At 52.8% G+C, this 26013-nt stretch carries 24 protein-coding genes; 11 read left to right on the plus strand and 13 right to left on the minus strand.

What is annotated here, in order from left to right; all coding sequences use genetic code 11:
* Window positions 1-86 precede the first annotated feature (86 nt).
* Window positions 87-509, plus strand: a complete 423-nt coding sequence (gene umuD / locus GW590_RS13795; protein WP_169403633.1) for a translesion error-prone DNA polymerase V autoproteolytic subunit — start codon at window positions 87-89, stop codon at window positions 507-509.
* Complete coding sequence (gene umuC, locus GW590_RS13800; RefSeq protein WP_169403634.1) at window positions 509-1774, plus strand: translesion error-prone DNA polymerase V subunit UmuC; 1266 nt, start codon at window positions 509-511, stop codon at window positions 1772-1774. Before umuD ends, umuC begins: the two co-directional genes overlap by 1 nt.
* On the opposite strand, the gene GW590_RS13805 is transcribed toward umuC, so the two are convergent.
* Entirely contained in the window at window positions 1771-2097 is a 327-nt protein-coding gene (locus GW590_RS13805; protein ID WP_169403888.1) for an EthD family reductase, read from the minus strand. The genes umuC and GW590_RS13805 overlap by 4 nt on opposite strands.
* A 282-nt stretch (window positions 2098-2379) precedes the next feature.
* Here GW590_RS13805 and GW590_RS13810 point away from each other — a divergent pair, with 282 nt between their 5' ends.
* Complete coding sequence (locus GW590_RS13810; protein WP_169403635.1) at window positions 2380-3291, plus strand: LysR family transcriptional regulator; 912 nt, start codon at window positions 2380-2382, stop codon at window positions 3289-3291.
* A gap of 355 nt (window positions 3292-3646) precedes the next feature.
* Here the strand turns inward: GW590_RS13810 and GW590_RS13820 are convergent, their stop codons facing one another.
* The gene (locus GW590_RS13820; RefSeq protein WP_169403636.1) at window positions 3647-4840 is read right to left on the minus strand and encodes a pyridoxal phosphate-dependent aminotransferase; all 1194 of its coding nucleotides are present in this window, start codon (window positions 4838-4840) and stop codon (window positions 3647-3649) included.
* A gap of 292 nt (window positions 4841-5132) precedes the next feature.
* Here GW590_RS13820 and GW590_RS13825 point away from each other — a divergent pair, with 292 nt between their 5' ends.
* Together GW590_RS13825 and btsR are read left to right on the plus strand one after the other, a co-directional pair.
* Complete coding sequence (locus GW590_RS13825; protein ID WP_169403637.1) at window positions 5133-6821, plus strand: sensor histidine kinase; 1689 nt, start codon at window positions 5133-5135, stop codon at window positions 6819-6821.
* On the plus strand, window positions 6815-7534 hold the full coding sequence (gene btsR / locus GW590_RS13830; protein WP_169403638.1) for a two-component system response regulator BtsR: 720 nt from the start codon (window positions 6815-6817) through the stop codon (window positions 7532-7534). The genes GW590_RS13825 and btsR overlap by 7 nt, the downstream gene beginning before the upstream one ends.
* Window positions 7535-7557: 23 nt before the next feature.
* Here btsR and yjiA read toward each other — a convergent pair whose 3' ends face one another.
* From yjiA to GW590_RS13855, 5 genes are all read right to left on the minus strand, one after another.
* Window positions 7558-8511: a GTPase gene (gene yjiA / locus GW590_RS13835; protein ID WP_169403639.1), complete on the minus strand. Its 954-nt coding sequence runs from the start codon at window positions 8509-8511 to the stop codon at window positions 7558-7560.
* A 13-nt stretch (window positions 8512-8524) separates the two neighbouring features.
* The gene (locus tag GW590_RS13840) at window positions 8525-8728 is read right to left on the minus strand and encodes a YbdD/YjiX family protein (RefSeq protein WP_169403640.1); all 204 of its coding nucleotides are present in this window, start codon (window positions 8726-8728) and stop codon (window positions 8525-8527) included.
* Window positions 8729-8809: 81 nt separating this feature from the next.
* Window positions 8810-10963 (minus strand): carbon starvation CstA family protein, encoded by a 2154-nt coding sequence (locus GW590_RS13845; RefSeq protein ID WP_169403641.1) that lies wholly within the window; start codon window positions 10961-10963, stop codon window positions 8810-8812.
* 339 nt (window positions 10964-11302) lie between these two features.
* Window positions 11303-12223 (minus strand): L,D-transpeptidase family protein, encoded by a 921-nt coding sequence (locus GW590_RS13850; RefSeq protein WP_169403642.1) that lies wholly within the window; start codon window positions 12221-12223, stop codon window positions 11303-11305.
* Window positions 12224-12636: 413 nt separating this feature from the next.
* Window positions 12637-13797 carry an epoxide hydrolase family protein gene (locus GW590_RS13855; protein ID WP_169403643.1) on the minus strand — a complete coding sequence of 387 codons (1161 nt, stop codon included), beginning with the start codon at window positions 13795-13797 and terminating at the stop codon, window positions 12637-12639.
* A gap of 307 nt (window positions 13798-14104) precedes the next feature.
* On the opposite strand from GW590_RS13855, the gene surE reads away from it, so the two are divergent.
* Complete coding sequence (surE, locus tag GW590_RS13860; protein WP_169403644.1) at window positions 14105-15025, plus strand: 5'/3'-nucleotidase SurE; 921 nt, start codon at window positions 14105-14107, stop codon at window positions 15023-15025.
* A gap of 119 nt (window positions 15026-15144) precedes the next feature.
* On the opposite strand, the gene GW590_RS13865 is transcribed toward surE, so the two are convergent.
* Together GW590_RS13865 and GW590_RS13870 are read right to left on the minus strand one after the other, a co-directional pair.
* On the minus strand, window positions 15145-15666 hold the full coding sequence (locus GW590_RS13865) for a chromate transporter (protein ID WP_169403645.1): 522 nt from the start codon (window positions 15664-15666) through the stop codon (window positions 15145-15147).
* Entirely contained in the window at window positions 15663-16247 is a 585-nt protein-coding gene (locus GW590_RS13870) for a chromate transporter (RefSeq protein ID WP_169403646.1), read from the minus strand. The genes GW590_RS13865 and GW590_RS13870 overlap by 4 nt, the downstream gene beginning before the upstream one ends.
* A 110-nt stretch (window positions 16248-16357) precedes the next feature.
* On the opposite strand from GW590_RS13870, the gene GW590_RS13875 reads away from it, so the two are divergent.
* Entirely contained in the window at window positions 16358-17284 is a 927-nt protein-coding gene (locus tag GW590_RS13875; protein ID WP_169403647.1) for a LysR family transcriptional regulator, read from the plus strand.
* Here GW590_RS13875 and GW590_RS13880 read toward each other — a convergent pair.
* Together GW590_RS13880 and GW590_RS13885 are read right to left on the minus strand one after the other, a co-directional pair.
* The gene (locus GW590_RS13880; RefSeq protein ID WP_169403648.1) at window positions 17281-17640 is read right to left on the minus strand and encodes an ArsR/SmtB family transcription factor; all 360 of its coding nucleotides are present in this window, start codon (window positions 17638-17640) and stop codon (window positions 17281-17283) included. The two genes, GW590_RS13875 and GW590_RS13880, sit on opposite strands and share 4 nt — an antisense overlap.
* Before the next feature lie 326 nt (window positions 17641-17966).
* Window positions 17967-18764 carry a helix-turn-helix domain-containing protein gene (locus GW590_RS13885; RefSeq protein WP_169403649.1) on the minus strand — a complete coding sequence of 266 codons (798 nt, stop codon included), beginning with the start codon at window positions 18762-18764 and terminating at the stop codon, window positions 17967-17969.
* A 131-nt stretch (window positions 18765-18895) separates the two neighbouring features.
* On the opposite strand from GW590_RS13885, the gene cfa reads away from it, so the two are divergent.
* Window positions 18896-20044: a cyclopropane fatty acyl phospholipid synthase gene (gene cfa / locus GW590_RS13890; RefSeq protein WP_169403890.1), complete on the plus strand. Its 1149-nt coding sequence runs from the start codon at window positions 18896-18898 to the stop codon at window positions 20042-20044.
* 242 nt (window positions 20045-20286) lie between these two features.
* On the opposite strand, the gene GW590_RS13895 is transcribed toward cfa, so the two are convergent.
* Entirely contained in the window at window positions 20287-20637 is a 351-nt protein-coding gene (locus tag GW590_RS13895) for a YebG family protein (protein WP_169403650.1), read from the minus strand.
* Window positions 20638-21097: 460 nt separating this feature from the next.
* Here GW590_RS13895 and GW590_RS13900 point away from each other — a divergent pair, with 460 nt between their 5' ends.
* On the plus strand, window positions 21098-22480 hold the full coding sequence (locus GW590_RS13900; protein WP_169403891.1) for a diaminobutyrate--2-oxoglutarate transaminase: 1383 nt from the start codon (window positions 21098-21100) through the stop codon (window positions 22478-22480).
* A gap of 13 nt (window positions 22481-22493) precedes the next feature.
* The gene (locus GW590_RS13905) at window positions 22494-23966 is read left to right on the plus strand and encodes a pyridoxal phosphate-dependent decarboxylase family protein (RefSeq protein ID WP_169403651.1); all 1473 of its coding nucleotides are present in this window, start codon (window positions 22494-22496) and stop codon (window positions 23964-23966) included.
* A gap of 224 nt (window positions 23967-24190) precedes the next feature.
* Here the strand turns inward: GW590_RS13905 and GW590_RS13910 are convergent, their stop codons facing one another.
* Window positions 24191-24895, minus strand: a complete 705-nt coding sequence (locus GW590_RS13910) for an SDR family NAD(P)-dependent oxidoreductase (RefSeq protein WP_169403652.1) — start codon at window positions 24893-24895, stop codon at window positions 24191-24193.
* A gap of 160 nt (window positions 24896-25055) precedes the next feature.
* Between GW590_RS13910 and GW590_RS13915 the strand changes: the two genes are divergently transcribed.
* Window positions 25056-25991, plus strand: a complete 936-nt coding sequence (locus GW590_RS13915) for a LysR family transcriptional regulator (protein WP_169403653.1) — start codon at window positions 25056-25058, stop codon at window positions 25989-25991.
* Window positions 25992-26013: the final 22 nt, after the last annotated feature.

Here is a 26013-nt window from a genome sequence, read left to right on the forward strand (position 1 = left end):
TGGCAGGCAAAGCGGATTTCTTGCTTTTACGTTCGCGGTAGTTATGCGTATACTGTATATATAAACAGTATTCATAGGTACTACAAATGAAAACGTATAGCGCCAATGCGGAACCTGCCAAACTGCTGATCCCGCTTTTTCAGGATAAGGTCCCGGCAGGCTTTCCGTCACCGGCGCAGGACTATATCGAAAAAGGCCTCGATCTTAATGAGCTCTGTATCCGGCATCCGGCGGCCACCTATTTTGTGATGGCCACCGGCATGTCGATGGTTGATGCCGGTATTTATGAGGGATCGTTGCTGGTCGTTGACCGCAGCCTGCAAGCCAAACATGGCGATATTATTATTGCCGCGTTGGCTGGCGAGTATACCGTGAAGCGGCTTTGTACCCATCCGGTGGTGCAGTTGATGCCGATGAATCCCGATTTCCCTCCCATTGTGCTGCATGACGGTGGCGGCGATCTTGAGGTTTTTGGTGTTGTAACCTTTAGTATTAACGGATTGCAATAATGTTTGCCCTGGCTGATGTCAATTCGTTCTACGCCAGTTGCGAAAGCGTATTTCGCCCGGATTTGCAGGGGCGGCCAGTTGTTGTGCTCAGTAATAACGATGGCTGTGTCATTGCCCGCAATGCCGAGGCCAAGTTATTGAACATCCCGATGGGCGCTCCCTATTTTAAAATACGTGCCCAGTTTGAGCGCGATAAGGTAGCGGTTTTCAGCAGCAATTACGCACTCTATGCCGATATGTCTACCCGCGTGATGACCATTCTCGAAGCCATGGCTCCCGCGGTGGAAATCTACTCCATCGATGAAGCCTTCCTCAATCTTCAGGGCGTCAGTAACTGTCAGGATCTCGAGGCCTTTGGCCATGAAGTGCGAGCAAAGGTGCGCCAGTGGACCGGCCTGACAGTGGGCGTCGGTATCGGGCCGACCAAAACGCTGGCCAAGTTGGCCAATTACGCCGCTAAAAAATGGTCACAAACCGGCGGGGTGGTCGATCTGTCGCTGATGGCGCGGCAGCGTAAATTGATGACGCTGGTCGACGTGGCTGAAGTATGGGGGGTGGGGCGTCGAATCGCGAAAAAGCTTAATAATCTGGGCATTAACAAGGCGCTACAGCTGGCCGATGCGCCTACCGCACTGATTAGAAAGCATTTCAGCGTGGTGCTGGAACGCACGGCTCGCGAGCTGCGTGGTGAACCCTGCCTGGAGATGGAGGAATTTGCGCCCACCAAGCAGCAAATTATCTGCTCGCGCTCATTTGGTGATCGGGTGAGTCAATATGAACTGATGCGCGAAGCCATTTGCAGCCATGCGGTACGCGCGGCGGAGAAGCTACGGGCAGAGCATCAGTACTGCCGCTATGTCTCTGCATTTGTTAAAACCAGTCCCTTTGCCGAAAATGAAAGCTATTACGGCAATACCGCAGGCACCAAAATCCAGATCCCCACGCAGGACAGCCGCGATATTGTGGCCGCCGCAACAACCTGTCTGGATGCTATCTGGCAAGACGGCCACCGTTTTCAAAAATGTGGCGTTATGCTTGGTGATTTCTACAGTCAGGGGGTGGCGCAACTGGGGTTATTTGACGACTATCCGCCTCGTCCTGGCAGTGAACGATTAATGGCCGTGCTGGATACCATTAATCACAGCGGCAAAGGGCAGGTTTGGTTTGCCGGGCAGGGGACACAAAAAAGCTGGGAAATGAAACGGCAGATGCTATCACCTGCCTATACCACCCGCTTTAGCGATCTGCTGCGGGTGAAGCTCTAGAATTTTTTGATTTCTGAAATATAAGTCACGGCAACATGATCGGTAAAGTTGGGCACATCCTTAAAGGCCAGTAAGCCAACAGGAGAGTTGAATGCTGCTATTGCATCGTCAATTGAGTCAAACCATAGCTCCGAAAAACCATCAATCGGCGAGTCTGGATATTGACGTCGGTCTATAGGATTTAGAACGTAACCGCGTAAGCCTGGGAGTTTTAAGGCGATCTCGGTATGCACCTCATTCCAATGCTTAACAAAATCGTCAAAGCTCTGACCTATTTTTTTGGTGAGCAAACCGACGTGTTTAAACCCTTTTTTTTCTGACATAACAGCCTCTAATTTCTCTGGTTTTTGGTAAAAATAATTAATATGCAAGCTTAAGAAGATATCTGTTGCCACCCCAGGAACTGGTTTCTAATCGCGGGGGCGGCTTGCCGATGTCACCGTTTGCCTTATAAGACAAAACAGCCATCCGGAACGGTACTATGATTGATTTTTTATAAATGATAAATTGGCTTAGACTCCATTCTATGTAGACATAAATTCTACAATTTGATGGGCGCAGCAAAGCCTATCTCGATCCTGCTTAAACCTGACGGCTATAAAAACATGCGAAATACAGACCATCTTGGCGGTATAAATGCATTTGTCACTACAGCCCGGCATGGGAGTTTTACTGCGGCGGCAGAGCGCCTTGGACTGACAAAGTCAGCGGTTGGCAAAAGTGTTGGCCGCCTTGAAGACCGCCTGGGGCTGAAGTTGTTTCAGCGTTCGACACGCCGCCTCAGTCTGACACCCGACGGAGAGCGATTCCTGCAAAGTTGCCAGCATGCCATGGATATTCTGCAACAGGCTGAAGCAGAACTGACATCCCATATTGCGCATATTTCCGGAAGACTAAGGGTAGATTTACCCGCCGCTTTTGGCCGGCAACGTATTTTGCCTTTGCTGCTAAATATTGCTCGCGGCTATCCGCAACTGGCACTCACTGTTACCTTTAGCGAACGTTTTGTCGATCTGATTGAAGAGGGAATTGACTTGGTTATTCGCATTGGTGAATTGGCCGATAGCAGTGGTTTGGTTGCGCGTCGTTTGACGACACAGAAGCTGGTAATCTGTGCTTCCCCGGAATATTTGTTACAACAAGGGGAACCCATTATCCCTGAGGAACTGTCTCAGCATAAGTGTGTCGTCGGCTTTCGCCGAGATCAGCCAATATCATGGTTACTCAAGGACTGTCGTGGCGAGGTAAACCGCTATGTTCCACCGGCGACTTATGAATTTGCCGATGGTGACGCGATGCTCGCGGCGGTATTGGCCGGATGCGGATTATCACAATTGCCGCTGTGGCTGGTTGGTCGCTATCTTGCCAGCGGAGAACTGAAAGAGGTGCTGACTGGCCACTCTGGGGGGGAGATGCCCATTAGTGTGCTCTGGCCGAAAAGCCGTCAGTTACTGCCAAAGATCCGCCATATTGTCGATGCGTTGATCAAGGCGGCAGAAGACGGCTTACTGGATTAACGACTGTGTTAGTGTTCTTCATTCGTTCAACAAGGTCGGGGTTGGAAATATATGGACGCCCGAACCCAATCAAATCGGCATCTCCCTCAGCCAGGCCGCTTCCTCGCCTTCAAAGGCATGCATAGCATTTTTTGCTGCGAGAACATAATCCTGAATAATAGACCGAATACCCTTTAGTGGCTCGCGAGCGTGTCATGGGTGCCATTATCACAGGGTTTGATAACTCAACGTCACCTAATGGGTAGGCAGTAAATAATTTTTCCATTTGAAGCGCCTTAAAAAAGTCGCATCAATAATGGAAGGGAGACTCTGCGATTGAAATACCTGCCTACGCCGAAAAGATGTTCCATATATTCTACAATACGCGTGGATCATCCGTGATGGTGGGTCTGCCTATGGGCCGATTATTGCCTGGTGCAGGTAAACGCTTTAGCGCGGTAAGCAATGGCTCGGTTTTACCGGCCAGACAGATACGTATCCAGCCTTCTCCCATCTGGCCAAAAGCCACTCCCGGCGCAACCGCCACATGCTGAGTCAGCAAAAAATGTTCGGCCCAGGCGGCAACGTTGCCATCGCTGACATGGGAGACGTCAATCCATAAATAGAAAGCCCCCTGCGGTCGTTGATAGCGGATCCCTGACTGGTCGAGCTGGGCGCAGGCAACTTCAATATTGCTGCCGTAATGCTCACGCGCCTGGATAACATAATCCTGGGGACCCTCAAGCGCCGCCAGCACCGCCAATTGGGCCGGGGCATTAACGCAACTGACCGTCGCCTCCTGCGCCGCGCGAAAGGTGGCGGCGATACCCGGCGGCGTGACCAGATAACCAACGCGGGCACCGGTAAGCCCATAGGTTTTCGACACCGAATAGACGCTGAACACCCGGTTATCAGTATCAAGCGAGGCGATGCTGGTAAAAGGCACGCCAAAGCTAAAATATTCGTAAACTTCGTCACTGATCACCCAGAGGTCGTGGCGGGCGGCAAAGGCCAATAATTGGGCCAGCTGCTGCGCACTATAGACGACGCCAAGAGGGTTGGATGGGCTGTTAATCAGCAGTACGCGGGTACGGGATGTGACGCATTGTTCAAGTTCGCTCAGTGAAGGGGCAAAGCCCTCGGCGGCCGTCAGGCGATAGGGTACCGGCGTAACGCCCAGCAGTCGGGGGATCATCGAGAAGGTGGCGTAACCCGGATCGGGGATCAAAATTTCATCACCAGCGGTCAGCGTCAGCGACATGGCCATATGCAGCGCCTGCGAACCGCCTGTCGTAACGTGGATCTGATCGTCATCGACGGAATAATGATTATCGCGCGCCAGCTTGCTGGCAATGGCGGTGCGCAGCAGGGTCATACCGCTGTTTGGCGTGTAGTGGGTGATGTCGGCCTGCCAGGCGCTGGCACCCGCTGTGAGGATATGCTGCGCCACGGGTCTCTCGGGCTCGCCAATGCTCAGTTGGATCACATCAGCAAGTTCGCCGGCTAATTCATAGATACGACGAATACCGGAAGCGGGAATGGCCAGGGCATTGGCAGAAATTTTGGGCATAGGAACTCCAGATAAACCGCATGCCATACAACCCGGATGGGCAGTCATCCGGCTACAGCAGTACTATTATTTACTGAAGATTAAAAAATAAGTAAAGCGATCAAACTGCTGACAACGCCGGTTATTCGGGAGAGCGCCCCGTTGGGGGCTGCCCGCAAAAGCGACCGGGGGTGAAGAGAGATAACGGCAGCGTAATCTTTTGGCGCCGTGGCGTAATCTTCGGGCGGGTTCAAGGTAAATTTTATCCGGGCAAGATATATTGCTGGCTTGTTGGATTTGGGACACTCCGGGAATGTACGAATTTAATTTGGTGTTGCTGCTTTTACAGCAAATGTGCGTGTTTTTGGTAATTGCCTGGCTGATGAGTAAAACGCGGTTGTTTATTCCGCTGGTTCAGGTCACCGTGCGGCTGCCGCATAAACTGCTGTGCTATATCACCTTTTCCATTTTTTGCATTATGGGAACCTACTTCGGCCTGCATATTGAGGATTCTATTGCCAACACCCGCGCCATCGGTGCGGTGATGGGCGGGTTACTCGGCGGCCCGCTGGTCGGGGGATTGGTGGGGCTTACCGGCGGGATCCACCGCTATTCAATGGGCGGCATGACGGCACTGAGTTGCATGATATCCACCATCGCAGAAGGTTTAATGGGCGGTCTGGTACACAGCATTTTGATCAAACGCGGACGCATCGATAAGTTGTTTAATCCGCTGGTGGCCGGCGGTGTCACCTTTGTCGCAGAAATACTGCAAATGCTGATCATCCTGCTGATTGCCCGACCGTTTCACGATGCGCTTAATCTTGTCAGCAGTATCGCCGCGCCGATGATGGTCACCAATACGCTCGGTGCCGCGATGTTTATGCGCATTCTGCTGGATAAGCGGGCGATGTTCGAAAAATATACCTCGGCGTTTTCGGCGACGGCACTGAAAGTGGCGGCCTCCACCGAAGGTATTTTGCGGCAGGGTTTTAACGAAGAGAACAGCATGAAAGTGGCGCTGGTGCTGCTTAAAGAGCTGGATATCGGTGCCGTGGCGATCACCGATCGCGAGAAGTTGCTGGCCTTCACCGGGATTGGCCGCGATCACCATCTGGTGGGGCAGCCCATCGCTTCCGAATATACCTGGCGGGCTATCGACAACGATGAAGTGGTGTATGCAGACGGCAACGAGGTGCCGTACCGTTGTTCACTGCATCCTCATTGCAAGCTGGGTTCAACGCTGGTTATCCCGCTGCGCGGCGAAAATCAGCGGGTGATTGGTACCATCAAGCTGTACGAAGTGCGCAATCGGCTGTTCAGTTCCATTAACCGGACCCTGGGAGAGGGGATAGCCCAGCTCCTGTCGGCGCAGATCCTCGCCGGTAAATATGAACAACAGAAGGCGCTGCTGGCTCAGTCTGAAATCAAGTTGCTGCATGCGCAGGTAAATCCGCATTTCTTATTCAATGCCCTCAATACCCTGATGGCGGTGATCCGCCACGACAGCGATAAGGCCGGGCAATTGGTTCAGTACCTGTCGACGTTCTTTCGCAAGAACCTGAAACGCTCCTCCGAGATAGTCACCCTGGCCGACGAGCTTGAGCATGTGAATGCCTACCTGCAAATTGAGCTGGCAAGATTCCCGACCCGGCTGAAGGTGGATTTACAGGTGCCGGAAGGCTTGTCCGAGCAGAGTCTGCCAGCGTTTACTCTGCAACCCTTAGTGGAAAATGCCATCAAGCACGGAACATCTCAGTTGCTGAGCAATGGTAATATTGTTATTCGTGCTTACAGTGAGGGAGAAATGGTGATCGTTGAAGTGGAAGATAATGCCGGGTTGTATCAGCCGGGAGAAAGCGGTGATGGCTTAGGCATGAGCCTGGTCGATAAGCGCCTGCGGGCGCGCTTTGGCGATGATTACGGCATTACAGTCAGCTGTAAACCCGATGATTTTACCCGCATCACCTTACGTCTGCCGGTTGAGAGAGCAATATGTTAAGAGTTCTGATTGTCGATGACGAGCCGCTGGCGCTGGAGAACTTGCGTTTACAGCTAGAGGATGAAAGCGATATTGATATCGTTGGTGAATGTACCAACGCCATTGAAGCGATCGGCATGATCCATAAAATCCGCCCCGACGTTGTGTTTCTTGATATTCAGATGCCGCGTATCAGCGGGCTGGAAATGGTCGGCATGCTCGATGAGCAACATCGCCCGCACATCGTTTTCCTCACTGCGTTTGAGGAATATGCGGTGCAGGCCTTTGAACAGTGTGCCTTTGACTACCTGCTAAAGCCGATTCAGACGCTGCGGCTACAGAAAACATTGGCCCGCTTGCGTCAGGGATATCAGGCGCAAGACGTCACCCAGTTACCGCAATACCAGCAACCGTTGAAGTTTATTCCCTGCATCAGCAACAACCGTATCTGGCTGTTGCAAATGGAAGATGTGGCTTTTGTCAGCAGCCGGGTTGGCGGGGTCTATGTCACGGGGCAGGATGGCAAAGAGATGTTTACGGAACTGACCTTGCGTACGCTGGAAGTCCGCACGCCATTATTACGCTGTCACCGGCAGTATCTGGTGAATATGGATTATCTGCAGGAGATCCGCCTGGAGGACAAGAATCAGGCGGAACTGCTATTACGCAATGGTCAGGTTGTGCCGGTCAGCCGTCGCTATCTGAAATCGCTGAAGGAGACGGTGGGGCTGTAAACCCCGCCGATGATTCAGAGCGGTCACAGTCGGGCAAAAGCCTCGCGGATTTCTGTTTCAGGAAGCTGCATGCCAATGAACACCAACGCACTGCGCGGCGTTTCATCCGGCTGCCACGGGCGATCCCAGTCAGCGCTGTACAGCCGCTGCACCCCCTGAAACAGCAGGCGACACGGCTGGTCTTCTATCCACAACATGCCTTTATAGCGCATCAGATTGTTGGCAAAACTGGCGAGCAGTTCTTCCATCGCCACTGAAATCGCAGCCAGCGCGACCGGATAATCCAATTCCACTACAATGGACGTGACGGTATTTTGCTGCGGTGCAATGCGATGGAACAGCGGTTTTACCGCGACCACCTCTTCTTCCAGCATAAATCCGCGGGTATTAAACAGCAGTGCCGGATCGATATCGCCCTGAACCATCGTATAAACCGGTGCGCGCGCGTTAATCCGTTGCAGCCGCTCAGTCAGTTCAGCGCAATCACCGGCGACGTCGGTTTTGGTTAGCAGAATGCGGTCAGCATAACCAATCTGCGACTGGGCAAGCGGGAACTGATCGAGCTGTGACATGGCATGAACAGCATCCACCAGCGTGATAACACCATCTAATAGATAACGCTCGCAGATAATCTCATGGGCGAAAAACGCCTGCAGGATCGGGCCGGGATCGGCCATGCCGGTGCATTCAATGATCAGCCGTTCAAACTGCACCTCGCCTTTGTCGACACTGTCGAGCAAGTCCAGCAGCGCTGACTCCAGTTCACCTGAACGGGTGCAGCAGATACAGCCATTGGCAAGGGTGGTGATACGGGTAGCGCGGTCACCTATTAGCTGGTTATCGATGGGCATTTCACCAAATTCATTCTCGATCACCGCAATTTTCATCGTCTGCTGGGTGTGTAAAATCTGGCGTAAAAGCGTGGTTTTCCCGGCACCCAGGAATCCTGTTAATACTGTGACTGCAATCGGAGTCATGATTTTTTTCCTCTTAGCAACAGCGCATTCCGCCTTTACCGTCTCCGCCATAACGCGCTTGCTGGCGTTCGCGGAAAAATTCTTCGTAGGTCATCGCCGGCGTGTCAGGGTGGTTGGTTTGCATATGCAGAACGTAGGTCTCGTAATCCGGTATGCCTACCAGCATACGTGCGGCCTGACCAAGGTATTTCTTCGCCGCACCTAAGTTGTCAAACATACGTACTCCTTGCAATGTCTTCTGTAAACGCCTGATCGACAGTAGAAAAACCCCGCAGTGCGGGGTTTTGCTGGCCGATGATCAGTGCCCGGAGGAGGTTTTGATGCCTTCTGCCGGAACCGGAACATACGGGGTTTCTTTATCGGTACGCTTTTCTGTGTTGCGTGCCTGCAGACAGGCGCGGATACCGTAGAAAATAATACTGTACACCACAATCAGGAACAGAATACTCAGTCCGGCATTGGTGTAATTGTTGGTCACAATATGCTGCATATTGCTGATCTGAGTGGCGGTCAGGTTTGCGCCGCCCGCGTTGATGCGTTCTTTATACTGACCGGCCATGTAGAAGAAGCCTTCCATCTGTGGATTGGTGCTGAATAATTTCATACCCAGCGCCCAGGTGGTGCAAATCAGTAACCAGATAGCAGGCAACATAGTGACCCAGATGTACTTGGTGCGCTTCATTTTAACCAGCACCACGGTGGCGAGGATTAACGCAACGGCAGCCAGCATCTGGTTTGAGATCCCAAACAGCGGCCACAAGCTTTTCACGCCGCCCAACGGATCAACCACGCCTTGATACAGCAGATAACCCCACAGCCCGACACAGCCTGCGGTACCGACCACACCGGCGACCAGCGAATCGGTTTTTTTCAGGAACGGGACAAAGTTACCCAGCAAATCCTGCAACATAAAGCGCCCGGAACGGGTGCCGGCATCCAGCGCGGTGAGAATGAATAACGCTTCAAACAGAATGCCGAAGTGATACCAGAAACCCATATCGGCCAGCGGCATAATTTGGTGGAATACATGTGCAATCCCGACGGCCAACGTTGGCGCGCCACCCGCACGGTTGAGCACTGAGGGTTCACCGATGTCTTTCGCCGTTTGCATAATCTGCTCAGGAGAAATGACAAATCCCCATGAACTGACGGCGGCGGCGGCATGCGTCGTCACGTCCTTCAACTGCGCCAGGATCATCGGCGCATTACCGCCACCCAGTTCGTGCAGGTTTGGCATGGTAATGCCCAGACCGGCAGGCGGGGTATTCATGGCGAAGTACAGACCCGGCTCAATGATCGAGGCCGCCACCAGCGCCATCACCGCCACAAAGGATTCCATCAACATGGCGCCGTAACCGATAAACCGTGCATCGGTTTCGCAGGCCAGCAGTTTAGGCGTGGTGCCGGAGGCAATCAGGGCGTGAAAACCGGAGACCGCACCACAGGCAATAGTGATAAACAAGAACGGGAACAACGCCCCTTTCCATAACGGGCCGGTACCATCGATATACTGGGTCAGGGCCGGCATTTTCAGTTCTGGATTGAGGATAACAATACCGATCGCCAACCCGACGATAACGCCGATTTTCAGGAACGTCGCCAGATAGTCGCGCGGAGCCAGGATCAGCCAGACCGGCAGCAGGGCGGAAACAAAGGCATAGCCAATCAGGGTAAAGGTGATGGTGGTGTCTTTAAAGGTCAGTGCCGGACCCCAGTACGGATCGCGTGCGATTACGCCACCGAACCAGATCGCCGCGACCAGCAAGATCACGCCAATTACCGAGACTTCGCCCACGCACCCCGGACGGATAAAGCGCATGTAGATCCCCATAAACAGGGCGATCGGCACGGTGGAACAGACGGTAAACACCCCCCAAGGACTTTCTGCCAGCGCTTTCACGACGATTAATGCCAGCACCGCCAGAATAATAATCATGATCAGGAAGCAGCCGAACAGGGCAATGGTGCCCGGAACCGGCCCCATCTCTTCTTTGATCATCTCACCCAGAGACGCGCCGTTGCGGCGGGAAGAGATGAACAGCACCATAAAGTCCTGCACGGCACCGGCCAGTACCACCCCGGCCAGCAGCCACAAGACGCCGGGCAGATAGCCCATCTGTGCTGCAAGCACCGGGCCGACTAACGGACCGGCACCGGCGATAGCCGCAAAATGGTGACCGAACAGCACATTGCGGTTGGTAGGCACATAATTCAGACCATCATTGTTCAGTACAGCGGGCGTTGAGCGTGAAGGGTCAAGTTCCATCACCTTCTGCGCGATATACAGGCTGTAATAGCGATAGGCCACCAGATAGACCGAGACCGAGGCCACGACTATCCATAAGGCGCTGATATGTTCACCCCGCCGCAAGGCAACGACGCCCAGACAGCAGGCACCGAGGAGGGCAATGATTATCCACGGAATGTGCTTGAATAATGCTTTTTTATTCATAAATAACCCGGTTATTTTAAAAAACTGACGAAACACCCTTCTCTGTTTTCTTTATTGAGCATCGCTGGTCCAGAGGCGGGGACTTGTTTTATTGCACATTTTTATTGCCCATATAGGGTGCCAAATTCAGCGGGACGCAGGGGGGAAACCTGATTAGCGGTCACAGGGAAAGATAAGCGGTTATTACGCGGGTTAAACGGTGGGCGATGAAATTTATGCTACAAAATCTGTGAGTTAGATCACGAGGCGAGCCTTCCCTTCTCGGGTTATCAAAACGAGGGCAAAAAAAAAGCCCCCGTAGCAGCGCATACGGAGGCCTGGTGAACCAATAAAGCGGACTTAGTTAACCTGAGTCGGCATACCGGAACGCAGTTGCATTGCTTTATCCAGCACTTGCTGGTTAACAATAGGATCCATCAGCAGTTTGGCATTGCTGCCAGTCAGCGTAATCGGCAGTGGTTGCTGAGAGTCAAACTCTTGCTGGTTGGCAGACAGCGGGTTATGCACTTCTACATAACGAGAGCCGTCAGGCTCAACGGTGGATTTCACCGGTTCATTGATAAACTGAACGCGGGTGCCAACCGGAACATTTTCGTACAGCCATTTGATATCGGCATCACGCAAACGGACACAGCCATGGCTGACGCGCAGACCAATACCGAAGTTGGCATTGGTACCGTGCACGGCAAACAGACGACCCACGTACATGGCATACAGGCCCATTGGGTTATCAGGACCGGCCGGGAATACGGTTGGCAGATATTTGCCTTCTGCGGCATATTCTTCATGCATTTTTGCCGTAGGTGTCCAGGTTGGACCGGCTTTTTTATGTTGTATCGTGGTCACCCAGTTCAGCGGGGTATCTTTACCCAGCTCACCAATACCAATTGGCAGCACAACCACGGTATGGGTGCCTTTTGGATAGTAGTAAACACGCATCTCGGCACTGTTGATCACCAGACCTTCATGTGGGGTATCTGGCAGGATCAATTGATGAGGGATGGTCAGTACGGTACCTGAGGTTGGCAAATAGGTATCTACGCCTGGGTTTGCTTCCAGCATATTTGACAGACCCATTTGATACTGTGCAGCAAAGTGCTCCAACGGCAGTTTATTATTTTGCGGAACGACAACGGTCAGGTTTTCGCCTACCAGCCGACTATTGTTGGTTGGCAGAGGATAGACAACTGCAAAAGCAGCCTGACTATACGCAGCAACAGCTAAAACCAAAGTAAAGATCGCGCGAATGCTCATTTTCATATTTTCTAAGGTTATTCTTGCCACACAGGCAGTAGTTTATGGGATTTCCCCGGGGAACATCGTCCGGAATTGCCGTTATATTGTATGTACACAGCCGCTTGAGACAGAATCAAGATGTGTAACCAATCACTTTTCAGGGCCGCTAATTATAAAGAATTATTTCAAACAGGCCAAAACTTTCTCAATAATCTGATGAAGATCGCTGTTTATGCCATACGACGGGGCTTGCCACGTCCCGCGCAGAAGACCTACGCAATGTAATCGGCTGAAAATAGCCGGTTATAACGTCCGGTTTTTTCCTGTTTAAGCAAAAATTGCGCTCAGCGTTGCTCATAATCTGAAACATATCCACGTGAACTTTATTCTTGCCTCGGGATTTAAAAATAATCTTCAGACCTGAAAAGCCTAACGACTCAGGACGTTGCCCGTAGTGGACGGAAAAAGGCGCGGATGTCGGCTGCCAGATCGGCGGGATATTCCAGTGCGGCAAAATGACCGCCGCGTGGCATGGTCGTCCAGCGCTGCACCGAATAACTGCGCTCCACCCACGAGCGTGGTGGCATCGGCAACTCGGCGGGAAAGAGAGCAACGCCCAGCGGCGGTAGAATACGCTCTCCCCGGGCAAAACTAAATGGCGCGGCGCGTCCTTCTACGTACATACGAAATGAGGAACCAATGCTTTGCGTAAACCAGTAGAGGGAAATATCTGTTAGCAGGGCATCGAGGCCGATACCACTTTCGATATTGCCATGACAGTCGCTCCAGGCCTGGAATTTTTCGCTGATCCAGGCCGCCAGCCCCGCCGGAGAATCATTTAAGCCCACCGCCAGGCTTTGTGGTCGGGTGCCCTGAATATGGCCGTAAGCGCCTTCGCTGGCTGCCCAGGCGGCAACCTGGTCGAGAAAAGACTGCTCCTGCTCAGTTACCGCTGGCTGATCGCTGGCGAGGTAGGGCCGATAGGAGCCGGGAATAAAGTTTAGATGTAAGCCCACCAGGCTTTGCGGATAATTGCGCGCCAGCCAGCTTGCTACCCCGGCACCGATATCACCGCCTTGTGCGGCAAACTGCTCATAGCCCAGAGCGCGCATTAACTCGGCCCAGAGAGCCGCGGTCTGCTGAGTGCCAATTCCGGTGGTGCGCGGCGCCGAGGAGAAACCATAGCCCGGCAAAGAGGGAACGACGACGTGGAAGGCATCCTGCGCATCGCCGCCGTAGCTTGCCGGATCGGCCAGCATGGGAATAATCTCGGCCATCTCGATAAAAGAGCCCGGCCAGCCGTGAGTAAGCACCAGTGGCATCGGGTTCGGCCCCTGACCCGGCTGGTGGATAAAGTGGATCTGCTGTTCGCCTATCTGTGCCATAAATTGCGGTAACTGGTTCAGCCTGGCTTCCTGCTTGCGCCAGTCAAATTGATGCTGCCAGTAGCTGAGCAGCTTTTTAAGAAAGTCGCTATCTGTCCCTTCGCGCCAGCCAAGATTATCGATACCGGCTGGCAGGCGGGTGCGAGCCAGGCGTTGACGTAAATCATCAAGCTCGCTATCGCTAATGGCGATATGAAAAGGTTGAATATCCAAGGCGGGTCACCCTCAGGTAAGTGGAAATTGCATAGAAATTAACATAGCCGTTATTGACGCCCTGATCCAGCAGACATTTATTGTCAAGTTAAGCGACTAAAAGAGTTTTAAATAACCTGAACTGCTCACCGGCTTATTATGTTTTTTTTAATAAATCGTGAGTTATTTAAAAAGTCGTAGCTAATAATCCGAAATTTATCACAATATCGCGGCTTATTTATAACACCCCCTTCTGTTCCTCGCTAACAGCCATTATTATCGCGGTGAAAATTCCGTCAGGAAATAGCATTATCAATAAGGATATTATATGAAATTAAACATTGCAGCTGGCGTCATATTCAGCGTATTAACATTTGCGGCGCAGGGGGCGGAACGGCCAATGCGTATTTTGATTGTTAACGATGACGGCTGTCAGTCAATGGGTAGCACCTCGTTGCAAGATAAACTGACGGCGAAAGGTTTTGAAGTGTGGCTGTCGGCACCAGCCAGTAATCAAAGCGGCATCGGATCGGCCATTACCTTCAAGCCAGGGGCGATTTTTGATGTTAAAAAGGTGGGCAATAAACGCTACTGCTTCCCGGGCACCCCGGCAGATGCGCTGGACTTTGCCTTGCTGGGGCTATTACGGGGGACACCGCCAGATTTGGTGATCTCCGGAGTCAATGACGGACCCAATACCGGCATGGCACAGATCAATTCCGGCACCGTCTCTGCTGCCGCGCGGGCCGTGCGCTACGGTTACCCGGCGCTAGCGGTCAGCATCGGGATGATCCCCGATCCGCAAGAGATGGCGGCGGGCTGGCCTGCTACTAAAAAGCATTGGCCTGATGCCGTGGACTATACGGTTAATCGCGTGGTGGAGTTGGCGAAACAATGGCATGGGCAACAAAGTCTGTTGCCGGCAGGAACCGGGTTAAGCATTAATTATCCACCATTACCCGCGTCGCAAATTAAAGGTATTAAATATATCCATAGTCCACAGCAGTTGCAGCCACAGCTGGAATATAAAATTTTGCCCGATGGTAAGGCGCAGCAATTTATCGCCAAAGAGGTTCTGCAACCGACCACAGACAATAGCGATACCGGCTGGTTGGATCGTGGATATATCACCTATACGGTGATTGACGGCAATATCAGTAATACGGCGTATGATCAACAATATCAACAGCGGCTGGATCGCAATATTCTGCCAATACCCGAGATAAAAAATTCAACCGGAGATAAATAACGTTTATTTTTGTCCAGACTGGCATTTGCCAAAAGGGTCAACCGACAAGCGCTTCCTCCCTGAAGCAGCTTGTCAGTTGTCGCAACGCGGTTAATCCTCCGCGGGTGATGGCTGGTCAGCTACGCCAACGCCAGCCCGAGCACGGCACCGACGGCCAGCACCCACAGCGGATGGATTTTTTTATTCATGGCCAGCAGCGTACACAGGGCGATAACGCCGCCAAGGGCGAGGCTGGTGGCCGAAGCCTTGGCGATCAGCAGGCCGCTGGAAAGCACCAGACCGACGGTCACCGGTACCAGACCCCCTTGCACCAGGCGACGCCAGGGCTTGTCTTTGTAGCGTTTCCAGCCGCCCATCACGATCAGCGTGATCAGCGAGGAAGGACCAAACTTGGCCAGCGAAGAGACCAGCAGCCCGGCCCAGCCGGCTACCTGCCAGCCAATCAGCGGGACGATCATCATGTTCGGTCCAGGTGCCGCCTGTGCCAGAGCAAACAGGGCGCTGAACTCCTGGGCACTCATCCAGTGATGGTTCTGCACCACCTGACGCTGCATTTCCGGCAAAATGGTATTACCGCCACCAAAGGCCATAACCGACAGCTGAGTAAACAGCAACGCCAGAGCAATTAATACGCCGCTCATTTCTGGCTTCTCCACAGCAGAAAAATGCTCACCGGTGCCAGTACCAGCATTACCGCCAACATGGGCAGCCGCAGCCCGGCGATGGCGATAATGCCGACGGCGACAATGGCCAGTTGCAGCCATTTGCCTTTTAGCGGCAGCAGCATCTTGAAACCGGTGGATAACAGCAGACCTGCCGCACCTGCGGCCAGCCCGGCAAACAGATGTTCAACCAGCGCATCGTTTTGATAGCGGGCATACACCATCCCCAGGGCGACAACAATCGCCGTCGGCGCGCATATCAAGCCGAGAATGGCCGCCAGCGCCCCGCGAAGGCCGCGAAATTCCATGCCGAGGGCCACCGATAAATTAATAATATTGCCGCCAGGTAAAAACTGGCACAGTCCGAGTAATTCGGTGAACTGCTCGCCGTTAAGCCACTTTTTCTTCTCGACGATCATGCGTCGCGCCATGGGCAAAACACCGCCAAAACCGGTCAGCCCAAGTATAAAAAAGCCCATAAAAAGCGTACGGCATCCCGGTGCAGGCGGGGTTTCGCTGTGCTGATCGCTGCTGAGATTGCTGTTTAACTGTGCCGACATAGCTGGACTCGGTATGAAAAGTGAATTGAGGTATGGTTTTTTGTCATGATGCACGCTGATATGCCATGATGTCTAATGCATTTAACGATGATAAAGGATACCTGAAAGGTATGGCAACTATCGAACTGCGGCGTTTACGTGCCTTTGTTACCGTGGTGGAAGAGGGCAATATTACCCGCGCCGCCCAGCGACTGTTTATGCAACAACCGCCGCTGACCCGTCTGTTACAGGGGTTGGAAGAGGAGTTTGGCGTAAAGCTGTTGCAACGCTATCCACGCGGTGTGGGGCCCACCGAGGTGGGTCGCGTATTGTTTCAGGAAGCGAAAGCTTTGTTGGCGCGCGCCGATGGTCTGAGTGCCGCCATGCAACGAGCGACCGAAGGCCGGCAGGGTAATATCCGCATTGGCTTTACCAGCTCTGCTGCGCTGCACGCCTTTGTGCCCAATGTGCTGCGCCGCTATCGTGAGGTCTACCCGCAGGTCACCGCTCAGCTTGAAGAGTCAGGCAGCAGCGAATTGTTGCAGGCGTTACGCAACGGCCGACTGGATGTGGCCTTTGTGCGTACCCCGGTGCTGGGCATGCCTGAGCTGAAAATTGAACGTATATTGCAAGAGCCGATGATGGTGGCCTTGCCGGAGGGGCACCCGCTGGTGTCGGACAGTCAACAGCCGCTGGCGCTGCAAGCCTTGCTGAACGAGGGGTTTATTTTGTATCGCCGTCCGGCGGGGCAGGGATTATATGATGCCATATTGGCTGCCTGCTATCGGGCTGGGTTTAGCCCGCGCATAGTGCAGGAAGCACCGCGCCTGACCTCCTGTCTGAGCCTGGTCGGGGCAGGGCTGGGAGTTTCTATCGTACCGGCCAGTATGGTCAGGCTCGGTGGTGATGGTATTGCCTATCTACCGTTATCGCTGCAGGCGGAACTGCATGCACCGCTGTATCTGGCCCAGCGCAAAGAGAGTCAGGCTACGGCGATGATTGCGACCTTTTGTGAACTGGTAAAAAATCAGCTGCAGGACGCTTCGGCGGCAAGTTAATCTTCCTCCGCGTCAGTGCGCAGATGCTGCGCTGTGGCTTGCCGGGTGATGTGATCATTTTCCGCAGCATGTAACAGCGAATCCAACAGCCCCGGAAAACGTGCGTCCAGATCTTCACGGCGCAGCGACAATAAATTGGCGCGGCCATCGGGGCGCTGCCAGATAACACCGCTATCTCGCAACACTCGCCAGTGATGGGTGAGCGTCGACTTGGACAAACCCTGTAAAAGCGTGCCACAGGGATGTTCACCGCCGCTGGCCAGTTTTTGTACCACTGCCAGACGCAGGGGATTGCCCAGAGCTGTCAGCACATGTTCTAAGCGGATCTGTTCGCGTTCCGGATGATTGGCGATCATGGCGTTTGGGGTTCTCTTCCTGCTGCAGGCAATCTTTGTCTTCACGGCAGCTCGTCGCGGTTAACCGACAGCAGGACCCAGCGGCGAAGACAGAAGAAAGCAATAATAAGTCAATTAACCCTCAATATACCCGAAGAGTGAAGTTGACTAAATGTCTTTGCCCTGCGCGCCAGGTTTTTATGATCAGAAACGCAGATCTTGCGCAGAGGCACAAGATGTGTGTACTGAAAAAGCAACCAGAAATCTGTATGCCTGTGTTAAAGACGATGTCTATAACCTGCCTGAAAATGAGAAGCAGAACTCTGACGCTGTATAGCAGGTAAGGATTAATATCGCGTAGGCGGCATGCCGAACATCTGGCGAAAGGCGAAAGTAAAAGAAGCCGGGCTAGAGTAACCCATATCCAGCGCTACCTGAGTGACGCTACGATTGTTTTTTAACATCACAATCGATTCAAGCAACCGCACGCGCTTTTTCCACTCGCTGAACGCCACACCGGTCTCCTTTTTGAAACGCCGGGAAAACGTGCGCACCGACATACCGCTACAAGACGCCCAGTGTTCAATAGCATGCGCTTCGCCAGGGGATTTCTGTATCTGACGACACACCTTCATCAGCAAAGGTGACCAGGGCCATGATAGCGATAACCCGGCGTCCGGTAAATGCCTGAGTAGTGTGACCAGCACATGCACAAGTTGAGCATCTTCCCCTTCGCAGTCGTACATTTCCGGCACATGTGCTGTTGCGTAGTGAATAAACTCGCGAATGAAATCACTGACTATCACCACCTTACTGCCACTGTGTTCAATACTGGCGAAGTCCGCTTCCACGTAGAGGCTTTCAAGTAGCACATTGCCACAGGCAAGAACACGATGTGGCACTAAGGCTGGGATCCATACGCCGTAAAGAACCGGCACAACCAGGGTCTTGCCTTCAATTTCCACCCGCATATTTCCTTCCCGGGCATAGAGGAATTCAGCAAAAGGGTGCTGGTGTTGATCCACTCCCGTCTCGTTCATTAATGGATAGCTGCGAAAGTAGACCGGGCGCGGCAAAGACATCAGTACGGGGGCAGGTTGCCCGCAAACGGGCTGGCATGGCGGTGACAGAAGCTTGGGATACATTAAAACCTGACCTCTATTCGATGAAGTTTGTCTTGATACAGCAGCGCAGCAATGGTGGGTTTACTGAATAATGGGCTGGAATTAAGCAAGTTTCACCCAGTTATGAATAATTTACCACCGAAGGAAAGATGATGGCTAACGAATGTACCGTCGATGTTATAAGTAAACAAAGCCACTGGTTGCGGATCGTGCAGGAGCAGTTATCACAGGCCGGTATTGTTATTAATGGGCTCAATCCCTGGGATATCCGGGTGCATGATAAACGCTTTTTTAAGCGCGTGTTACAGCAGGGCTCCCTTGGCCTGGGTGAAAGCTATATGGAGGGGTGGTGGGATTGCAAGCGGCTCGATATCTTTTTTGAGAAATTGCTGAGGGCCGGACTGGATGAGCAGTGTCCTTCCCGTCTTTCCGACCTGGCCCGTATCGCATTTGCACGCATCACCAATCCCCAGTCGCGCCGCCGCGCCTGGCAGGTCGGCGAAGTGCATTATGATCTCGGCAACGACCTGTTCAGCCATATGCTGGATCCCTACATGCAATATTCCTGTGGCTACTGGAAAGACGCAGAAGATCTGTGCGAGGCACAACAAAACAAGCTGGCGCTGATTTGTGAAAAGCTCCAGCTTGAGCCGGGCATGACAATGCTGGATATTGGCTGTGGCTGGGGGGGATTAGCGCTGTATGCCGCCAAACATTATGGCGTAAAAGTCGACGGTATTACCATTTCTGCTGAGCAAAAGGCCTATGCGGAAACGTGCTGCTCGGGGATGAATATTCAGATCCTGCTCGAGGATTACCGCAATTTGCATAAGCAATATGACCGTATAGTCTCCGTTGGCATGTTTGAGCACGTGGGCCCCAAAAATTATGCCACCTATTTTGAGGCGGTGAATCGCTGTCTGCAGCCTGATGGTCTTTTTCTGCTCCACACTATCGGATCAAATCAAACGCGGCATAACGTTGATGCATGGATCAATAAATATATTTTTCCTAACGGCTCCCTGCCTTCGATAAAACATATCGCTAATGCCAGTGAGTCGGATTTTGTTATGGAAGACTGGCATAACTTTGGCGCGGATTACGATAAAACTCTGATGGCCTGGCATGCCCGCTTTAATGAGGCCTGGCCGCAGTTATCAGACAATTACACCAAAGAGTTTCACCGTATGTTCAACTACTACCTGACCGCCTGCGCCGGGGCATTTCGCGCAAGAGATATCCAGCTCTGGCAAATTTTGTTTAGCCGGGGAGTAACGGGTGGGCTTCGCGTCGCACGCTAAAGCGTGTCCAATCTGGTCAGGTAAATCTGCCGCCGCCCCTTGGGCTTGTGGCTGTTAGGTTCTACTGTCTTGTGCAGCTTATGCCCTGGCGGTGCATAAGCTTTTGATACCCGTCAGCCGCTGGAGATGCAAGGGCAGGGGATTATCTGCAAGGGCGCACGGCATGGCGACGATAAAAAACCCTTTAGGCCTTCTCGTCGCTATGAATGGGTCACCTGCTGCGCGCCTGATAGCTTGTCAAATCACGCCGCTTTTACCGCGCGGATTTTTTTATCTCCGGTCGCTTCATTACCACTGTTGTCAACCTCGGCGTGCTCTGCGGTCTCGACGGCAACTGTTGCCGCAGTACCCGGCGCTTCCGGCAACTTGCTGGTACGCAGGATATGCTGGAGGCCATCTTTTTGCTCAGCGAGGAAAAGCGCAATGTTTTCCGCCTGTGCTTCATCAAGGGCAAGCTCGCTCTGCAACAACCAGTCGGTAAAGGCTTCCGCCATATCGAGCATTTTGTCGTAGGCATCTGCTTCTTTTTTGCTGGCAAAAGTCATTTTTTCTTCACCTTTTCTGACAACAACAAATTTTGTTTCAACAGCCATGATCTACTCCTTATACTGTAATTACATACAGCATACCAGTATCGGCAGCAGGATGCTGCATTCGTTGTAAAAAATAAATGTATTTCTTAAAGGAGACATTTTCCATTGTCACCCTGTTTGGCGACCTATACTTAAGTCAAACCCGCTTGCCCGGTTGTGCCGGGAGTCGGTGCCTATTTTCTGCGTTATTTGCCTTATTGCGGCCGTATCTGGCGGCGAGGTGCGGTTTTTTTGTGCTTTATTGCAGGCCCGGAAGCGCAATGAAGGCGGCATGAACGGTCATAAAATCATCAACATATTGATTCATATGAAAAAAGGGGACACAAATCTAAACAAAATAAATTATTGAGTAGAGACCTAAAAAGCCATATATTGGCCGCGTTTTATTCATGGCCATTATTTTTCAATTTAATTATTCAACTGCGGCGTTCTCGGCAACCCCAGTTGTAGGAGTGATATGATGACGGATGAAGTCCGTATTGATACTTTAGGTGCAAATTCATTAAATGGAAACAATGAAACCTATTTAGCAAGACAAGCTGAATTTGAATCGAACGTAAGGAGTTATCCACGTAAGTTGCCATTTGCTATTGCTCAAGCCCATGGTGTTTGGATAACCGATGTTGAAAATAATCAATATCTTGATTGCCTGGCCGGTGCGGGAACGCTGGCGCTTGGTCATAATCATCCCGACGTATTGCAAAGCATCCAAAATGTCATTACTAGCGGCTTGCCGTTACATACACTGGATCTGACAACGCCGTTGAAAGATCAGTTCTCAGCTTACCTGCTCTCGTTACTGCCAGGGCAAGGCAAAGAGTACTGTCTCCAGTTTACTGGTCCTTCCGGCGCAGATGCCGTTGAAGCAGCCCTCAAGCTGGCAAAAAAATACACCGGCCGTTCTGGCGTGATCAGCTTCTCCGGCGGCTATCACGGTATGACGCACGGTGCGCTGGCGGTGACCGGCAACCTGTCACCAAAAGAAGCCGTTAACGGCATGATGCCAGAAGTGCAGTTTATGCCTTATCCGCATTTGTACCGCTGCCCATTGGGTATTGGCGGTGAAGCCGGGGTCAAGGCATTAACCTACTATTTTGAAAACCTGATTAATGACGTGGAAAGTGGCGTACGCAAACCTGCGGCAGTCATTCTGGAAGCGGTTCAGGGTGAAGGCGGCGTTAACCCGGCGCCAATCGAGTGGTTGCAGCGCATTCGCAAAGTGACACAAGAACACGGCATTATGCTGATTATCGACGAAGTTCAGGCTGGTTTTGCCCGTACCGGCAAACTGTTTGCCTTTGAACACGCCGGTATCGAGCCAGATATTATCGTGATGTCAAAAGCTGTTGGCGGTGGTTTGCCTTTGGCCGTATTGGGTATCAAGAAACAGTTTGATGCCTGGGCACCTGGTCACCATACCGGTACCTTCCGTGGTAACCAATTGGCGATGGCCACCGGCCTGACAACCTTAAAACATCTGAAAGATAACAAGATTGCCGATAAAGTTGCCGCCCAGGGCGAGTGGCTGAAAGGCAAACTGGCCGAGTTGCAAAAACGCTATCCGGTCATTGGCAATGTGCGCGGTCTGGGTTTGATGATCGGCATGGAAATTGTCAAGCCTTACGAAGCGGCAGACCATATGGGTTGCTACCCGGCTGATGGTCAGTTATCTGCCCTGTTGCAGAAAAAATGCTTCGAAGCTGGTCTGATCCTTGAACGTGGCGGACGTAACGGCAGTGTATTGCGCTTGTTGCCTTCGTTGCTGATCACCAACGACGAATTGAATATTTTCCTGGATAAATTTGAACACGCGCTGCTAGCCGCTGGCATCAAACCTGTCTGAGTGGAGAGCATTGATGTCCGAGTTAAACCCGATTCTGGCGGCCTCAGCGCAAAGCACTGAGGCATACCAGCAAGCGATCGCCCAGAGTAGCCAGGCGGTAGTGCAATGGCTGCAACAACCTGAGATGTATCAGGGAAAAACCGTTGCCGAACTGCGTGAACGCATTACGCTGGATTTCAATCCGCAAGGCCTGGGCAACCAGGTGGCGATTGAACGTGCGATTGAATACTTTTTAAAAGACAGCCTGTCGGTACATCACCCACAGTGCGTCGCGCATTTGCATTGCCCAAGCCTGGTGGTCAGCCAGGCTGCCGAGGTTTTGATCAACGCCAGTAACCAAAGTATGGACTCCTGGGATCAAAGCCCGTCGGCGACCATTATTGAGATGAAGCTGATCGAATGGTTGCGTAGCCAGGTAGGCTATCAGCCTGGCGATGCCGGGGTGTTCACCAGCGGTGGCACCCAGAGTAACCTGATGGGCTTGATGTTGGCGCGCGACGCCTTCTTTGCTCGCCAGGGACACTCTATCCAGCAAGATGGGCTGGTGGGTAACCTGAAAAAGATTAAAGTATTATGTTCGGAAAACGCCCATTTCTCGGTGCAGAAGAACATGGCTTTGCTGGGTCTGGGTTATCAGTCGGTCACATTGGTGAAAACCGATCGCTTTGCGCGCATGGATGTTAACGATTTAGCCGAAAAACTGGCGCAATCGAAAGCCAATGGTGAGCAGGTGCTGGCCATTGTCGCCACGGCGGGTACCACCGATGCCGGTGCTATCGATCCTCTGCGGGCTATTGCCGCACTGGCGGCCGAATATCAGATCTGGTTGCACGTTGATGCTGCCTGGGGTGGCGCTTTATTGCTGTCCGAGAAGTATCGCGATTATCTGGACGGCATTGAATTGGTGGATTCCATTACTCTGGACTTCCATAAGCAATTCTTCCAGACCATCAGCTGCGGCGCTTTCCTGTTAAAAGAAGCCCGTCACTATGAGCTGATGCGTTATCAGGCGGCTTATCTGAACTCTGAGTTTGATGAAGCGCAAGGTGTACCAAACCTGGTGTCGAAATCGTTGCAAACCACCCGCCGTTTTGATGCGTTAAAACTGTGGATGGGGCTGGAAGCCCTGGGGCAAAAGCAATACGCCGAGATCATCGATCACGGTGTTACGCTGGCGCAACAGGTGGCGCACTTTGTTGCCGAGCAGCCGTCCCTGGAGTTGGTGATGCAGCCGCAGTTGGCCAGCGTACTCTTCCGTTATCGTCCGGCGCAGTTGGCGACGGGTAGCGATGAGGCCGTGGCGTTGCTTAACCAGCGTATTGGTGATGCTCTGCTGGCGTCCGGTCGTGCCAATGTCGGTGTTACCGAGTTTAATGGCATTACCTGCCTGAAGCTGACGCTGCTGAACCCAACGGTCAGCCTGGACGATGTCAAAGTCTTGCTGGCTCTGGTTGACAGCACCGGGCAACAGTTGCTGAACGCGTAACAACGCCGTTGCTTGCAAAGCCGATAACCTTTAGGGGTTATTGGTTTGAGTTTACAGACAACGTTGTCTTAAAGATCGAGATACCCGGGCATAGCACACCTAGGGGCGCTCCGGCGGGCAAGCCCGCTACGACCCCAACGGTGTACTCTCCCTAAAAATTGACTTTGTCAGTGTCTGAAGCCGATAACCTTTACAGGTTGTCGGCTTTTTTATTTCCGCTGCCTTTACCAGGGAACCACGCGACCCAGGTAATCAAGGTAGTGTAATCCGCCACGCCCCTGATAGTTCTCCATGGTATTGACCAGATTGGGAATGCTTTCGTCGATGGTTAAACGTGCCTGCGGCCCGCCCATATCGGTGCGTACCCAGCCGGGGGCCATGAGCAGCAAGGTTCTCGGATCGTCGCTGTGACGTGCGGCAAAACTGCGCATAAACATATTCAACGCCGCTTTACTGCCGCGATAAAGTTCGTAATGACCCACGGTGTTATTGGTAAGGCTGCCTTGCCCCGATGACATCACGCCGATAGTGCCGGTGGCTACCACCAGATGCTGAAAGGTTTCGATAACCCGCATCGGGCTTAGCGAGTTGGTGACCATCACCCGCATAAATTCGTCGGTAGTGACATCGGCTATGGTTTCATTATCGGCATTTTTGACGCCGGCGTTGATAAAAAGCAGATCAAAACGTTGTTGGCTCAGGCGGCTATGCAGCGCCGCAAGCTGCTCGGCATCGGTAATATCGAGGCTCTCAATTTGCAGCGATTGCGGATATTGTGCAGCAAGCGGGGCGAGCCGCTGTTTGGAGCCTTCGCGCCCGGTGGCGATCACCTGATAACCTCGGCCGAGATACTCTGCCACCATGGCAAAACCCAGACCACGGGTAGCGCCGATAAGCAGGATCGTCTTTGTTGCCGCAGATGTTGGCATGGATCATTTCCTCAAAGTTGATGGGAGCTAAAAATAATGATTGGGCTGCTCGCCTGTTTGATGGAATATACGCGTTATACGACAGGGCGGAAGACGCAGCTTATGCAGTGATAAGTTGCATGCCACGCCTGCTTCTATTTTAGCCTGAGAAAACCAACGCATGACCGATCCCGACCTCAATTTGCTGATAGCGCTCGATGTGCTGCTTGCCGAAGGCAGCGTGGTGGCGGCGGCCCGTCGCCTTGGATTGAGTACCTCGGCAATGAGCCGGACTCTCAGTCGCCTACGTCACGTAACCGGTGACCCTTTACTGGTCAGAGCCGGGCGAGGCATGGTACTGACTCCCCATGCCGAGCAGATCCGCGCGGGCACGCAACACGTCGTTGCCGAGGCGCGATCAATGCTACGCCCCTCATCGGCAGCCCTGAATTTATCGACACTGACGCGAACTTTTACGCTACGCACCAACGAAGGGTTTGTCGAGGCCTTTGGCGCTGTGCTGATAGCCGCTGCGGCAGCCGAGGCACCTGGCGTCTGTTTGCGTTTTGCCCCCAAGGCGGAGAAAGATGCGCACTATCTGCGAGAGGGGTTGGTGGATCTGGAGATTGGTGTGCTGGGGGAGATGGGGCCGGAAATACGCTTACAGGCGCTGTTTCGCGATCGTTTTGTTGCGGTAGTCAGAAAAGGCCATCCGCTGGACGGGCAAGCTGATATCAGTGCCAGACAGTATACGGCTTATGCTCATGTTGTGGCTTCTCGCCGCGGATCACTCACTGGTCCGGTGGATGACGCGCTGGCAGAGTCAGGATTGCAACGCCGGATTGCCGCGGTGGTACCAAGCTTTCCGGCGGCTTTAAAGGTGGCGCAGGCGTCGGATCTGCTGGCCCTGGTACCGGCCTCTTTTCTGATCAACCAGGGGGAGAATAGAGAGCAGGGGAGGTTGGCGACATTTTTTGCCTTTGAACTCCCAATAAAAACCCCGGGTATTACCGTTTCACAGATGTGGCATCCGCGCTTTGAGGTGGATCCGGCACACCGCTGGTTGCGCCAGTTGGTGCTCAAGATTTGCCGACAACAGTTGCCCGCGCCAGAGTGATTTGGCGCGGGCCGGGTAAATA

It is taken from the genome of Rouxiella aceris, from assembly GCF_012933545.1.
Lineage (GTDB): Bacteria > Pseudomonadota > Gammaproteobacteria > Enterobacterales > Enterobacteriaceae > Rouxiella > Rouxiella aceris.

What these genes read in the sequence shown, in the direction of transcription:
- umuD (WP_169403633.1), top strand. Translation starts at nt 87, where the DNA reads ATGAAAACGTATAGCGCCAATGCGGAACCTGCCAAACTGCTGATCCCG.
- umuC (WP_169403634.1), top strand. Translation starts at nt 509, where the DNA reads ATGTTTGCCCTGGCTGATGTCAATTCGTTCTACGCCAGTTGCGAAAGC.
- GW590_RS13805 (WP_169403888.1), bottom strand. Translation starts at nt 2,097, where the DNA reads ATGTCAGAAAAAAAAGGGTTTAAACACGTCGGTTTGCTCACCAAAAAA.
- GW590_RS13810 (WP_169403635.1), top strand. Translation starts at nt 2,380, where the DNA reads ATGCGAAATACAGACCATCTTGGCGGTATAAATGCATTTGTCACTACA.
- GW590_RS13820 (WP_169403636.1), bottom strand. Translation starts at nt 4,840, where the DNA reads ATGCCCAAAATTTCTGCCAATGCCCTGGCCATTCCCGCTTCCGGTATT.
- GW590_RS13825 (WP_169403637.1), top strand. Translation starts at nt 5,133, where the DNA reads ATGTACGAATTTAATTTGGTGTTGCTGCTTTTACAGCAAATGTGCGTG.
- btsR (WP_169403638.1), top strand. Translation starts at nt 6,815, where the DNA reads ATGTTAAGAGTTCTGATTGTCGATGACGAGCCGCTGGCGCTGGAGAAC.
- yjiA (WP_169403639.1), bottom strand. Translation starts at nt 8,511, where the DNA reads ATGACTCCGATTGCAGTCACAGTATTAACAGGATTCCTGGGTGCCGGG.
- GW590_RS13840 (WP_169403640.1), bottom strand. Translation starts at nt 8,728, where the DNA reads ATGTTTGACAACTTAGGTGCGGCGAAGAAATACCTTGGTCAGGCCGCA.
- GW590_RS13845 (WP_169403641.1), bottom strand. Translation starts at nt 10,963, where the DNA reads ATGAATAAAAAAGCATTATTCAAGCACATTCCGTGGATAATCATTGCC.
- GW590_RS13850 (WP_169403642.1), bottom strand. Translation starts at nt 12,223, where the DNA reads ATGAAAATGAGCATTCGCGCGATCTTTACTTTGGTTTTAGCTGTTGCT.
- surE (WP_169403644.1), top strand. Translation starts at nt 14,105, where the DNA reads ATGAAATTAAACATTGCAGCTGGCGTCATATTCAGCGTATTAACATTT.
- GW590_RS13865 (WP_169403645.1), bottom strand. Translation starts at nt 15,666, where the DNA reads ATGAGCGGCGTATTAATTGCTCTGGCGTTGCTGTTTACTCAGCTGTCG.
- GW590_RS13870 (WP_169403646.1), bottom strand. Translation starts at nt 16,247, where the DNA reads ATGTCGGCACAGTTAAACAGCAATCTCAGCAGCGATCAGCACAGCGAA.
- GW590_RS13875 (WP_169403647.1), top strand. Translation starts at nt 16,358, where the DNA reads ATGGCAACTATCGAACTGCGGCGTTTACGTGCCTTTGTTACCGTGGTG.
- GW590_RS13880 (WP_169403648.1), bottom strand. Translation starts at nt 17,640, where the DNA reads ATGATCGCCAATCATCCGGAACGCGAACAGATCCGCTTAGAACATGTG.
- GW590_RS13885 (WP_169403649.1), bottom strand. Translation starts at nt 18,764, where the DNA reads ATGTATCCCAAGCTTCTGTCACCGCCATGCCAGCCCGTTTGCGGGCAA.
- cfa (WP_169403890.1), top strand. Translation starts at nt 18,896, where the DNA reads ATGGCTAACGAATGTACCGTCGATGTTATAAGTAAACAAAGCCACTGG.
- GW590_RS13895 (WP_169403650.1), bottom strand. Translation starts at nt 20,637, where the DNA reads ATGGCTGTTGAAACAAAATTTGTTGTTGTCAGAAAAGGTGAAGAAAAA.
- GW590_RS13900 (WP_169403891.1), top strand. Translation starts at nt 21,098, where the DNA reads ATGACGGATGAAGTCCGTATTGATACTTTAGGTGCAAATTCATTAAAT.
- GW590_RS13905 (WP_169403651.1), top strand. Translation starts at nt 22,494, where the DNA reads ATGTCCGAGTTAAACCCGATTCTGGCGGCCTCAGCGCAAAGCACTGAG.
- GW590_RS13910 (WP_169403652.1), bottom strand. Translation starts at nt 24,895, where the DNA reads ATGCCAACATCTGCGGCAACAAAGACGATCCTGCTTATCGGCGCTACC.
- GW590_RS13915 (WP_169403653.1), top strand. Translation starts at nt 25,056, where the DNA reads ATGACCGATCCCGACCTCAATTTGCTGATAGCGCTCGATGTGCTGCTT.